Here is a 12286-nt window from a genome sequence, read left to right as displayed (position 1 = left end):
CGTTGTGTATTCATGAGGTTCCAAAGGAGAGTAACCGTGCCTACCCCTGTCATCATTACCTGCGCCGTCACCGGTGGTACCGACCATGCCAGCAAGAGCCCGGCGGTGCCTGTCAATCCTGAGCAGATTGCCCAGTCAGCGATCGAGGCGGCCGATGCTGGCGCCGCTATCGTCCATGTTCACGTGCGCGATCCATACACTACCCGCGCCTCCATGGATTTGGAGCTGTATGCCGAAGTGTTCGAGCGCCTGCGCTCGGCTCGGCCGGAATTGATCATCAACCTCACCACCGGCCCAGGCGCGATGGTTACGTCCGAGCAGATTCGGGACGGACGAAGCGGGGCACTGGCGATCGCGAGCCCGGAAAAGCGCGTAGAGCACATCGAAAAACTGCGGCCCGATATCTGCAGCCTGGATATCGCCGCCATGAACTTCGGCGAGCAGATGTTCCTAAATTCCATTCCCGATTTGCGCGAAATGGCACGGCGCATCGAGGCTGCCGGTGTCAAGCCAGAACTCGAAGCCTTCGATCTGGGACACTTGGGTGTCATTTCTCACTTCCTCAAGACCGGCGTGGTCAGCGCCCCGCCCATTGTGCAAATCGGCCTGGGCGTGCTGGGTGGCGCAGCGGCTACCAGTCAGACCATGTGCGATCTGGTCCACGCTGTGCCACAAGATGCGATCTGGGCCGGTTTCGGCATCGGTCGGCATCAATTCACCATGGCAGCGCAATCGGTATTGATGGGCGGTCATGTACGGGTCGGCCTGGAGGACAACCTCTACATCGAAGAGGGTGTACTGGCCGAATCCAACGCAGCCTTGGTCCGCAAAGTAGCGAGCCTGATCCGACTGCTCGGCCGGGAGCCTTCTACCTGTGCTCAGGCGCGCGGCATTCTGAAGCTTCGACCAAAGGCACAAGTCCGATGAGCGAATTGGCACTGGTGTGCGAGATGACCCTGCAGACTCGCTGGGGCGATATGGATGCGGCAGGGCATGTGAACAACACGGTGTACTTCCGCTTTATGGAACAGGTGCGCTTGTCATGGCTCGAGCGCATTGGCCATATCGGCTCGATAGGCCGAGGCGAAGGAGCAGTCATCGCTACCGCTAGCGCGGCGTTTATCCACCCGCTGCATTACCCCGGCGACATCATTGCACGCATGTACGCGGGCAATCCGGGGCGCAGCAGTTTCGATACAGATTACGAATTGCTGCGCGCCGATGACTCTAAACAGGTATATGCGAAGGGACACGCACGCTGCGTATGGATGGATTACGCCGTCGGCAAGTCGATGGCCATGCCGGATAGTCTACGTGCGATTTTGTTAGCGCCAACGTGCCATTTCCTCAAATAACAATAATCAGGCACAACTTTTTTGCTGCCCTTGAGCAGTAGGTATCCACCACGCTCGTAAAGGTGTTGGATGCGGTGGCTGCCTTTCTCCATGCAAATGAAGGGAAGAGTTATATGTCCAACAACACAATGCGCGTCAATGGCAATGCCAAGTCTTTGAAGGTGGCCGCAATTGGTAATGCCTTGGAATGGTTCGATTGGACCCTGTACGGCACATTTTCCTATTACCTGTCGATCAACCTCTTCGACAAGACCGACCCCACCTCGGCGTTGCTGGCGACCCTCGGGGCCTTCGCCGGCGGTTTCATCGCTCGCCCCATAGGTGGCTGGCTGTTCGGCCGAGTAGGGGACCACTACGGTCGTAAACAGGCGCTGGTACTGACCATGTGTCTGCTGGCGCTGTGCAGCCTCGGCATCGCGGCATTGCCGACCTTCGAGAGCGTCGGCGTTTATGCCTCGCTGATGCTGTTCCTGCTGCGTCTGCTACAAGGCCTGGCCCATGGCGGCGAGTCCGGTGTGGCGTTTACCTACGTCGCCGAAGTGGCGCCCGCGGCCCGCCGTGGGTTCTGGTCGAGCGCCATTTACGTCAGTGTGCTGATCGGGGTGATCGCCGCTACCGGGCTGGCGGCCTTGCTGACCAGTATGCTGGACAAGGCGACCATGGCCGACTGGGGCTGGCGTGTGGGCTTTGCCATCGGCGGTGTGCTAGGTATTTACGCGTTGTTCCTGCGCCGCGGCGCCGCCGAAAGCGAAGTATTCGAACACAAGCAACAGCATGCCCAGGCAGTGCCCGAGAAGCTCACTAGAAAGCAGATCTGGGTCATCGCCCGCAACATCGTGATGATCTCGGCTGTGGTCAATGCCGCGTATTACACTTGGGTAACCTTCGCGGCATCGATCGCCATCAACAAGGGCATGGATCCTTCCGGTGCCTACACGGCGAGCCTGATGGCCCAAATCATTTGCCTTGCCTGGTTGCCAATTTCTGGCTGGCTGTCTGACCGGCTAGGCCGCCGAGTAATGGTGGTGGCATTTGGCGCGGGTGTGATCGTCATCGCCTACCCGGTTTCGTGGATGGTGACCAACGATCCATGGACGCTATTCGCTGCGCAGTTAATTAGCCTTTTCGTATGGGGATTGCTGGCCGCGATGTTCCCGGCATTGGTCTCAGAGCAAGTGCCGACTTACGCCCGGGCGACATCCGTGGGGTGGATTACATCCACAGCGGCGGCGATTTTTGGTGGCACCGCGCCGTATCTATATGCCTGGCTGAGCGAGCATCAACTGGTGTGGGCTTATAACGCCTACGTAGTGGTGCTGGGCGGCGTGGCGTGCATCGGCGGCCTGCTGATAAAAGAAACCGCGCGCATGGAGCTTGATGATATTTTCAAGCGCGACGTTCAACCACCAGCGACCACGAAGGTAGCACCGGGCCAAGTCTTGAATCGTTAAGCCACCCATACACCGGCAACTGACAGAACGAAGTTGTCGACGGGACCCGCAATCACCTTTCCCTCAAAACTATAAAAAAGCCCGCCATGCGCGTTGTCCTGCGCATGGCAGCGGCGGCTGCGCGCCTGTGTTTTATGCCTCAAGCCTATTCAATTATTAATTTCTTGAGAGTGATTCAATGCAAACTCCGAGTGTGATCCCAGCCTTGCTGTGCCTGTCATTCAGTCTCCCCGTTATTGCCGTCGCGGCTGAGGACGAAAGCAAAGTGGCGCCAGTCCCCACCAACGCCAGCGCTCAACCCAAGCTCACGCCCGTGGTGCAACCCACCCAACCGGTCAACGAGCAGGACAGCGCCGAAGGCTTTTTGCAGGGGAGTCATGCAAAGTTGACGCTGCGTAATTATTTCAGCCGCCAGAACACCCATCGCACTACCTCGCTGAGCATCCAGAAACCCTGGGGCCTGCAATCTACTAACCACCGCACCACCTGGATTCAGGCTGCAATGCTCGATTACCGCTCGGGTTATACCCAAGGCGTGCTGGGTCTGGGCATGGATGCCTCAATCTGGGCGGCGACGCCGCTCGAGCGTGGCAAGGGGCAGTTGGCCAATGGCAGCGATCGCACCTTAGTGCACAGTAACGGCGAGGCCGTGGACGAGTGGAGCCGGCTCGCCGTGGCGGACGTACGCTTGCGGGTGTCGAGTACCGAGCTCAAGGCTGGGCGCTTCATGGTCGACAACCCGATGCTGCGCTCCAAGGACAATCGCTCGATGCCCGCCACTTTCGAAGGCGCCAGTTTGGTTAGCAACGATATCGGCGGCGTTGCGCTTCAGGCAGGCTACCTTGATCGTGTGATCCCGCGTACGGGGGCTGGGCTTGAAAAATTCGTTAGCACCTTTGGCAGCCGCAATTACAGCGGCGACAGCCTCAGTTTCATCGGTATCAACAGCACGCCCTGGCATGGTCTGTCCACCAGCGTCTACGCCAGCCGTTTCGAGAATGTCTGGGACCGTTACTATTTGGGGCTAACTCACCGCACGGGGGATCTGCAGCGCTTGGCCTGGAAAAATACCTTCACCTACTACCGCACCCGCGACCAAGGCAGCCGTGAACTTGGCTATATTAACAATAATATCGCGAGCCTCGGCTCGACCCTTAGCCACGGCGCACACAGCTTTACGCTAGCTTACCAGCAGGTATTCGGTAACGAATATTTTGATTATCCTTGGGAGACGAGCTCCAATTTCAGCAGCATCTCGCTTTACTCGGACTTCAATGGTCCCAACGAGAAATCCTGGATGGCCAAGTACGACATCGACTTCGCCGCCTATGGAGTACCTGGGCTGACAACCAGCCTCTGGTACGCGCGTGGGTGGGGAATAGATGGTACCCATTACGATGGCGATCGCAATGGCGCCCACACTGGTTACAATGTGCGAGGCCTGGATGATGTGGGCCATTGGGAAGCAGGACTAATGGCAGGGTATGTGGTGCAGACCGGGGCGTTGAAAAACTTCGGCTTACGCACGATTGTCTTTCACCACCGCGCCGATCCGGGTCAGATCGACGGGAACTACGACGAGCTGCGGTTGATTGCCAGTGCGCCTATCCAGTTGTTTTAAGGGCGCTGCAGCACCCGCATGTTTGCGGGTGCTGTTCAATCATTAGTAGCGTGTTGTGTTTACAAGTGGACGCGAAGACCCTGTTTCCTTCTCTAGTTTTCAAGCTCATGCACATCTCTCGGGAACCGATTTTCGGATTCCCCTAGCTTGTGGATCAAAGATGATTGGTTTTCAAAAAGCTCCGAATAGCCGCGAGCACTTACGCGGGTTGTTCCTCATAGATGTAATGTGCGCTGTTGTTGATCAGCTTAAATTCGCTTCCCTTGATCAGCCCGGCGATGCGTTGGCTAATGGCGGGGCTGGAGGCGTCGCGATCACCGCACATAACCAAGGTCGGAACGTGGATGTCCTTAACCTTGGCCGTGATGTTGAAGTCCTTGAGCGTGCCTGTCACAACAACGTCAGAGGTGCCCCACATATATTGCATCAGGTCGTTGCCGTGGGGCGGCGCATCGACGGTATCGGGCATGTCACAGGGTGCGGTGCAAAAGTGTTTGCCGTTGTAGATATCCACGGCCTTGAGGTATTCGGGGTTGTCGAACTCGCGCTTGGCCTCGTAATTGGCGAGGGTTTGCTGCACTGAACCGCCCTGGGTATCGCGGAGGCTCCACCTTTTGAGAAACTGGAGCCACTATGCCAAAGCCACCTAAATTTCCCCCCGAAGTCCGTGAGCGTGCCGTGCGGATGGTCTACGAAGTTCGCGAGGCACATGACTCCCAGTGGGCGGCCATCGAAGCGGTATCCAGTAAGATCGGTTGCACCGCTCAGACCTTGAGCAACTGGATTCGCAGGGCCTCCTCTCCCTCAACACCCGGTCTCCCGGTAGATCCTCGGGTCAAAGAGCTGGAGCGCGAGATTCGTGAGCTCAAACGGGCCAACGAGATCCTCAAGGTCGCCAGCGCTTTTTTCGCCCAGGCGGAGCTCGACCGCCATTTGAAGTGATCTGGTCGCTCATCGACAAGCACCGAAAAACCTTTGGAGTCGAGCGGCTGTGCAGCGTGCTTCACGTGTCCTCATCGGCCTATCGACGGCATGCTGCACGTTTACGTGACCCATCACGGCGCTCAATGCGTGCGATTCGTGACGAGACACTTGCGCTGCAGGTTCGTCGTGTCTGGCAAGAAAACTACGAGGTCTATGGGGCCAGGAAAGTCTGGCGCCAGATGCTGCGCGAGCGCCAGGCTGTGGCGCGTTGCACAGTGGAGCGGTTGATGCGTGAAATGGGGTTGTGTGGTGTGACACGAGGCAAAACGATAAAGACCACGAAGCCAGACCCTGAAAATGCCACTCCCAGAGATCTGGTGAAGCGGCAGTTCACAGCAGAACGGCCCAATCAGCTCTGGGTGGCCGATTTCACGTTCGTTTCGACTTGGCAGGGATTTGCCTATGTCGCCTTCATCGTGGATGTCTATTCACGGTTCATCGTAGGTTGGCGTGTCAACCGCCACATGCGCACGGAGTTTGTCCTGGATGCGCTCGAGCAGGCGCTTCATGCCCGTCGGCCCGAGCCTCACCGGCTGGTTCATCATCGCGACAGAGGCTCGCAATACCTGTCGATTCGTTACAGCGAGCGGCTGGGTGAGGCCGCTATCGAGCCATCGGTTGGCAAGACAGGCGACAGCTACGATAACGCGTTGGCAGAGACTATCAACAGGCTTTACAAGACCGAGCTGATCCACAGACAAGGTCCGTGGAAAAGCATAGAAGCCTTGGAATGGGAAACGATGAAATGGGTAACCTGGTTCAACCATCGGCGCTTGCTGGAGCCGATTGGAAATAGGCCGCCAGCAGAGTTTGAGGCACTATACGAGCAGAGTCAGACAGCAATCCCAGTTGCGGCCTGACTCAAACACAACAGCCTCCGCGATACCCGGTGCGGTTCAAGATTCATACAGAGCCTAGGCTCGCTCTAGCTTCGCCCCTCACGCCTGCCCGCGTAAGCGTGTTTTACCTCCACCGTCTCTGCACGGTAACGGCCTTTGGAGTAAATGATGACGTCCATTCCAGCTGATGTTCTTGAACAACTCGCGCCAGAGGGTGTGCTGCGCGCTGCCATTAACCTTGGGAACCCGGTACTGGCCCAGCAAGGCCCGCAGGGGCAGCCCCAAGGTGTGTCTGTGGCGCTGGCCAAGCGCCTGGCCGCGCAGCTGAACGTAGCGCTTGATATGACGACCTTCGACGCCGCTGGCAAGGTGTTCGCCGCCTTGGAGCACAACACATGGACCGTGGCGTTTCTGGCGATAGAGCCGGTACGCGAAGCGCAGATCGCGTTCACCGAACCTTACGTATTGATTGAAGGCACTTACCTGGTGCGCAGTGACTCGCCCTATGAAGACGTGGCCGAACTCGATCAGTCTGGGTTGCAGATTGCCGTAGGCGAGGGGGCCGCCTACGACCTTTACCTGTCGCGCACCCTTGAACACGCGACGCTGGAGCGCGCTGCAACTTCCATGGCTGCGGTTGAATTGTTCGTCGATCAACAGCTGACCGCCGCCGCAGGGGTACGGCAGCCCTTGGAAGCCTTTGCGCTCAGCAACAGCGAGTTTCGCGTACTGCCTGGCAGCTTTACCCAGATCCGCCAGGCCATGGCGGTGCCTCGGGGCAATACGGCTGCAAGCGCCTATGTTGCAGCCTTTATAGAGGACGCATTGCGAGCGGGGTTTGTACGTGAGGCCTTGATCGCCAGCGGGCAAGCGGACGTCAGCGCGCCTCGCTAGCCCTGCCTCTTTGCCCACACCGTCCATTGCTTTACCCCAGCGGTAACCTTTCGTTGCCGGTGGTGCCTAAACCGCCGACTGCCACCGTACACATTGGACGTGGCGCTACCGTTTGCAGGCAGCAAGAGGGGTACTGTGTGAATAAGGCCGAGGCTTCAAGGGTGGTGGTAGCCGGTGCCACTGGCGATCTGGGGTATCGGATCGCGGCGGCGTTGGTCGAGCGCGGCGTTCAGGTCACCGCGTTGGTGAGGCCTGGCACCGAAGCTAGCCGCCTGGCCAGGCTACACGCCAAGGGCATAAGCGTAGAGGCCGTGGCGCTGGACGATGCAGCCGGCTTGCGCACGGCTTTGACCGGGGCGGTGTGCGTGGTGTCGGCACTCAATGGTCTTGAGCACGTTATCCTGGGCCAGCAGGGTCACCTACTGGACGCTGCCGTGGCAGCGGGTGTGCCACGGTTCATACCGTCCGATTTCTGTTTGGATTACACGCAAACGCGCTTTGGCGATAACCGCAACATGGACCTGCGCCGGCGGTTCAAGGCCAGGCTGGATGTTGCGCCGTTGGCCGCTACCTCGATCTTCAACGGCGGCTTTCTAGAGCTGCTCGACGGCGGCGCCCCTATCGTAGTACCAGGCCGCCGGGTGCTGCATTTCGGCGACCCTCGGCAGGCGCTGGACTTTACCGCCAAAGACGACGTAGCAGCGTTTACCGCAGCTGCTGCACTCGACCCCGATGCGCCACGGGTGCTACGCATCGCCGGCGACAGCCTGTCCCCGGCTGACATGGCCCATACGCTTACCGCGCTTACCGGGCAGCACTACCGCACCTTGCGGCCGGGCGGCATCTCTGTGCTGTCAGGCCTTATCAGCGTGGCCCGCGCCGTTACCCCTAAAAGTGAGGAGCCCTTTCCTGCGTGGCAGGGGATGCAGTACCTGCGCGACATGATGAGTGGCCGGGGCAAACTGCAAGGCCTGGATAACGACCGCTACGGCGCGCGACCCTGGCAGTCGGCCCGTGATGTGTTCAAACGCCTCTATAGGTAGCCCTGGCCGCTGACACGGGCGCAAATAGCACGTTTGCGCCCGTGTCAGCGGGTAACTACAAGATAGTCATTTCGCCACACTACGCCGCCATGCGCAGCCTCTACCAAATGAACGTACCGCCCGCTTACCTCATCGAGGGGGATGCAGTCATCCACGTCCACTAGCGCGTCCAGGTGGCGGCCCGCCCAGTGTGCCTGGCAAAGCCGCTTGCCTTTGAGCTTGGCCTCGGCCTTGCTGTGCGCTACCACCAGCAGGTACTGGTGGGCCTCGCCAAATAGCTGAGGGTCGTAACCGCCCAGGTTGAGGAAGTAGAGCCGTGGGTCATCAGGGCGCGGTGCAAGAGGGCTGAGTTCCACTTTCCGGCCCTCCACACCCTGCACCTCCATCCAGGCGTCGATGTGTAGCCCTTTGGGGCTGCCGAACCACTGTTGCCGCAACTGAGGGTAGGCCGCCTCCAGGGTGTCTGCCACCGCAAACACAATGTCGTGGACTTCAATGCTCGCTTTAGGGTGCTTACCGCCCAGCAATACCGCAAACAGCATGGTCACTCCTGCTCTTTATCAGGTCACTGCTCAATCATAAGGTGTGAGGGCAGCAGACACGCGAAGTTGTTGTGGGAAAAATCCGAGTTGGACGGCATCGGTTTCGCCCGGCAGCGTCATGCCCTGCTAGCATTGCGCATCCACCCTCGAAGGAGCTGTTGAATGGTTGCCCGCCTGTTGCTGATCTGCCTGCTCGTTGCACCTACCTTTGCAGCCCAGGCGGCCACGAAGAAGGACGCCAAGGCCAAGCCATCCGCGCCGGATAATGGCCTTCAGATCACCCCTAAAACGCTCCAGGACGGCCTGCAACGCTTCATCAAGGAAGAGGCAGACTGCCGTTCTGTGACCTTTGAAAAGGTACGCACCCTGAAAAAAGGCGCGGTGATTCGCCAAAAGCTGGCGCGAGAAGGCGCCAAGGTGGACATGTCTCTGGACGTGTCCAAAGCCGGGACGATTTCCAATGCCCGTTTCTCCGCCGGCACCAAAGACCCGGCTCACCTCACCGTGATGCTGTGCGCCACCTACGCGGCCATGCGTACCCTGCAACCCAAGGTGCAAGGGCCGGATGCAGCACGCAAGGCCGCATTGGAGCTGTGGCAAGGCGCGCAGCAAAAGCCCCTGTCAACCACCCTCGGGGGGCAAACCTTCAAGGCCCAGATGGCGCCGTTCGAGCTCAACGCGTTCTGATGTAACGGCCCGGCTGCAGCTCATACACCGGGCAGTTGCGCGATCAATGCAGTCAGCCGCGCCTTGTCTTCCGAGAGGGTGAGCGCGTGCTCGGCCCGCTTGAGCAGCAGCCGGGCTTGCGCAGCGGCGGCCTCAGCAAACAAGGCTGAGTTGACATGGCTCAGGCTGATCAAGGCTTTAAGCACACGTATGTTGATTTCGACCACGCTGGCGCCGTCGCGGACGATAGGCGAAAAGAAATCGTCGAACAGGTCCGCCACGGTGATGCCCCGTACGAACACCTGTTCGCAGCGGTCCTCTTTGCCAGACAACAGCGGCTGCGGCATGCCCCAGCAGGTCAGGGTGCGCACCCCACGACCAATGACGTCGATGGCCGTTCCAGCATCGTTCACCGCAGGTGATAGCGCCCGCGAGGCAATCTCTGATAACACCAATAGACCGAAGCGTGGGTCGTGTTCAAAAGTGCGACGTACCTCAATACTGATGGCTGAACGTATCGCCACAGTAGGGCTTTTTTCCACTTCGGTAGTCGCGGCGCCGGCTGGCACCACATAGGCCAGCGGCATGCCCACATGCACAAAGCTGCCAGGCAGCACGCTGACGAACACCTGTACGCCCTGTGCCAGCGCCTTTTCATTCATGGCCTGCACGTCGATGTGCTGCACATAGCCGGTGTGCTCACTGGTGACGATTTGAGCCCCCGGCGTAGGCACCCACCCCACCGGATAGGCCATGGCGCCTAAGTGGGGCCACTGGGCGCGGTGCTTGATCGCGTCGATGGCAGCTTTTTCGACCCGGTCGATGGTTTCACCCACACGGCCGAGCTTTGACAGGTGATCGATCCAGCGCAGCAAGGTGTAGACGATCAGCACCACCACCATAATGGTGACCGCGAACAACAGCACGCGCCCCTGAGCGCCATAGGCACCTGTGCTCAAGGCAATGATGCCTACCAAGCTGAATAGGAATGAGCCAATGAAAGTGGCCAGGGCGTTCTGAGTGGTGGCGTCCTCCATCACCAGTTTGGTGGCGCGAGGGGTGACGCTGCTGCTGGCCGCGCCATAGGCCGAGACCATGGTGCTTAATGAAAAGGTGGTCACCGCAAGCATGCTGGAGGCGATGATCCCGAGAATTTTGTCCACGGCGTCAGCACCGATCTTGGCTGAGAGTGCAAAGGGGATCGAATCCTTGAGCACGATAGAGGCCAGCGCCGTCGCGACCCCCAACACCGAAAATAGCGTTGCCCTGAACCACAGCCGTCTGGTGAGTTGTGTCAGTATCCAGCGCCAGCGAGCAATCATCCGTTTCTCCTCAGCCTATAAGATTTAGCATGGCCAATGCGGCCAGAAGTGCAGGCGGCATCACCAGCACCCCCAGTTTCAGGAACGCCAAGGCGCTTACATGTTGCCCTTCGCGGCGAACAGCGATCAGCCACAGCACCGTGGCTAATGAGCCCGTAACGGACAGGTTGGGCCCTAGGTCTACGGCAACCACCAACGCCCGCGTGGTCTCCGTGGGCAGTGTGGCCAGTTGGCCTACCGAGCCTGCGATCAGGCCTGCGGGCAGGTTGTTGACCAGGTTACAGGCAATGGCCACCAGTACACCCACGCCCCAGGGGGTTTGCTCAGGCGCAGCGCGCGCAAAGGCTTCCAGTTGGTGGCCCAGCGCGCCGATCACGCCGGTAAGCGCCAAGGCTTCGACCAGCACGAACAGGCCTGCTACCAGCGGCAGCACGCCCCACGACACGTCCTTGAGCACTGGCAGCGGGCTACGCCGCTGTACCGCGTGTACCACCGCGAGTGTGGCCAGGCCAGCCAGGCAGGTGGGCAGACCTAGGGGCTTGTCCAGCGCCGATACGGTTAACAACACCACCCCGGTAACGGCAATGCCGGCCGCGGTAAGCCGCGCCCCTAGCGGCAGGGGCGGTAGCGCTTGCACCTTGGCCAAGGGCTTGCGCAGCGCTGTGCGCTGGGTCCAGCGCAGCACAACATAGGTACACGCAATGGCTGCCAGTGAAGGCAGGCTGAAATGCAGCAGCCAGTCCTTGAGCGGCGGCATGTGCTCGCCAAAGATCACCAGATTCGCAGGGTTGGAGATCGGTAGCACGAAGCTGGCGGCGTTGGCGATGAATGCGCACACGAACAGGTAGGGCAGCGGCTCTGCCTTGGCAGCCCGCGCGGCTGCGTACACCGCAGGGGTCAGTACTACGGCGGTGGCATCGTTGGACAGAAATACCGTCACCGCTGTGCCCACCGCGAACACCAGGTCGAACAAACGCTGGCTTGACCCTTTCGCGTGGCGAGCGGCTAAGGTGGCGAGCCAGTCGAACAAGCCTTCGCGCCGAGCCAGCTCGGCCAGCACCATCATCCCGGTGAGAAACAGGTACACGTCGTTGCCCTTGGCCACTGCGCTCGAGGCCGCAGGGAATGGCACCAGCCCAAACAGCACCAACAAGGCCGCGCCGCCCAGGGCCCAGACGTACTCGGGCAGGCGCCACGGGCGCAGTATCACCCCAGCGGTGGCAAGGGCCGCGATACACCAGGTCAATATCGGTAGAGGCATGACCATGCTCAGTGAGTGAGGTTTAAAAGTTTCAGGCAGCACCAACACCAACAGCGCGCTGATGAACAGGCCCATGCTGGCCGGCTCCCAGTGGTGTAGCGCCAGGGGTAGATGGCCAAGTAGGGGCCGAGGCCATCCCGTACGTCGGCCAGGAAAAAATTCAATGCATCCAAGGCGTGTGTATTGTGCGGGTCAAGGGGTGTGGCCATGGTGATTCGACAGCGAATGGGATGAGCGTCAGTGGGCCTTTCAGCACATTTAGTTCACTGTTAATAACTGCCGTGTTATTCCTAGCGCTACACAAGGAA

At 59.6% G+C, this 12286-nt stretch carries 12 protein-coding genes, 1 pseudogene and 1 other annotated feature; of the genes and pseudogenes, 8 read left to right on the top strand and 5 right to left on the bottom strand.

Going from position 1 to position 12286, the window contains the following annotated elements; genetic code table 11:
• Positions 1-36 precede the first annotated feature (36 nt).
• From AC4LE2_RS14800 to AC4LE2_RS14785, 4 genes are all read left to right on the top strand, one after another.
• Positions 37-927 carry a beta-keto acid cleavage family enzyme gene (locus AC4LE2_RS14800; RefSeq protein WP_491826478.1) on the top strand — a complete coding sequence of 297 codons (891 nt, stop codon included), beginning with the start codon at positions 37-39 and terminating at the stop codon, positions 925-927.
• A complete protein-coding gene (locus tag AC4LE2_RS14795; RefSeq protein WP_491826477.1) occupies positions 924-1355 on the top strand; it encodes an acyl-CoA thioesterase in 432 nt (143 codons plus the stop codon). The genes AC4LE2_RS14800 and AC4LE2_RS14795 overlap by 4 nt, the downstream gene beginning before the upstream one ends.
• Positions 1356-1468: 113 nt before the next feature.
• Positions 1469-2806 (top strand): MFS transporter, encoded by a 1338-nt coding sequence (locus AC4LE2_RS14790; protein ID WP_491826476.1) that lies wholly within the window; start codon positions 1469-1471, stop codon positions 2804-2806.
• Positions 2807-2984: 178 nt separating this feature from the next.
• On the top strand, positions 2985-4427 hold the full coding sequence (locus AC4LE2_RS14785; RefSeq protein WP_491826475.1) for an OprD family outer membrane porin: 1443 nt from the start codon (positions 2985-2987) through the stop codon (positions 4425-4427).
• A gap of 199 nt (positions 4428-4626) precedes the next feature.
• Here AC4LE2_RS14785 and AC4LE2_RS14780 read toward each other — a convergent pair whose 3' ends face one another.
• Positions 4627-5007 carry an alpha/beta hydrolase family protein gene (locus AC4LE2_RS14780; RefSeq protein ID WP_491826474.1) on the bottom strand — a complete coding sequence of 127 codons (381 nt, stop codon included), beginning with the start codon at positions 5005-5007 and terminating at the stop codon, positions 4627-4629.
• Between the two features lie 53 nt (positions 5008-5060).
• Here AC4LE2_RS14780 and AC4LE2_RS14775 point away from each other — a divergent pair.
• The 3 genes from AC4LE2_RS14775 (at position 5061) to AC4LE2_RS14765 (ending at position 8187) form a co-directional block, all read left to right on the top strand.
• Positions 5061-6271 (top strand): IS3 family transposase gene (locus AC4LE2_RS14775; RefSeq protein WP_491826473.1). Its coding sequence is split into 2 segments (ribosomal slippage): positions 5061-5337 and positions 5337-6271, totalling 1212 coding nucleotides; the frame shifts between segments, so codons are not numbered across the junction.
• Positions 5327-5443, top strand: a sequence feature (AL1L pseudoknot). Its footprint overlaps the gene before it by 117 nt.
• A 147-nt stretch (positions 6272-6418) precedes the next feature.
• The gene (locus AC4LE2_RS14770; protein WP_491826472.1) at positions 6419-7144 is read left to right on the top strand and encodes a transporter substrate-binding domain-containing protein; all 726 of its coding nucleotides are present in this window, start codon (positions 6419-6421) and stop codon (positions 7142-7144) included.
• Positions 7145-7281: 137 nt separating this feature from the next.
• Entirely contained in the window at positions 7282-8187 is a 906-nt protein-coding gene (locus AC4LE2_RS14765; RefSeq protein WP_491826471.1) for an NmrA family NAD(P)-binding protein, read from the top strand.
• A 44-nt stretch (positions 8188-8231) separates the two neighbouring features.
• On the opposite strand, the gene AC4LE2_RS14760 is transcribed toward AC4LE2_RS14765, so the two are convergent.
• Positions 8232-8729: a DUF1543 domain-containing protein gene (locus AC4LE2_RS14760; protein WP_491826470.1), complete on the bottom strand. Its 498-nt coding sequence runs from the start codon at positions 8727-8729 to the stop codon at positions 8232-8234.
• Between the two features lie 162 nt (positions 8730-8891).
• On the opposite strand from AC4LE2_RS14760, the gene AC4LE2_RS14755 reads away from it, so the two are divergent.
• The gene (locus AC4LE2_RS14755) at positions 8892-9416 is read left to right on the top strand and encodes a hypothetical protein (protein WP_491826469.1); all 525 of its coding nucleotides are present in this window, start codon (positions 8892-8894) and stop codon (positions 9414-9416) included.
• A 20-nt stretch (positions 9417-9436) separates the two neighbouring features.
• On the opposite strand, the gene AC4LE2_RS14750 is transcribed toward AC4LE2_RS14755, so the two are convergent.
• The 3 genes and pseudogenes from AC4LE2_RS14750 to AC4LE2_RS14740 all read right to left on the bottom strand — a co-directional run.
• The gene (locus AC4LE2_RS14750) at positions 9437-10717 is read right to left on the bottom strand and encodes a DUF2254 domain-containing protein (protein ID WP_491826468.1); all 1281 of its coding nucleotides are present in this window, start codon (positions 10715-10717) and stop codon (positions 9437-9439) included.
• Positions 10718-10727: 10 nt separating this feature from the next.
• A complete protein-coding gene (locus tag AC4LE2_RS14745; RefSeq protein WP_491828146.1) occupies positions 10728-11984 on the bottom strand; it encodes an arsenic transporter in 1257 nt (418 codons plus the stop codon).
• Between the two features lie 51 nt (positions 11985-12035).
• A pseudogene (locus AC4LE2_RS14740) lies at positions 12036-12187 on the bottom strand (MFS transporter); the annotation flags it as partial.
• Between the last annotated feature and the right edge of the window lie 99 nt (positions 12188-12286).

The sequence above is a fragment of the Pseudomonas sp. 9.3L genome, assembly GCF_058536285.1.
The sequence above is the reverse complement of the archived record's forward strand: the minus strand, read 5'-3'. Positions and strand labels throughout refer to the sequence as shown.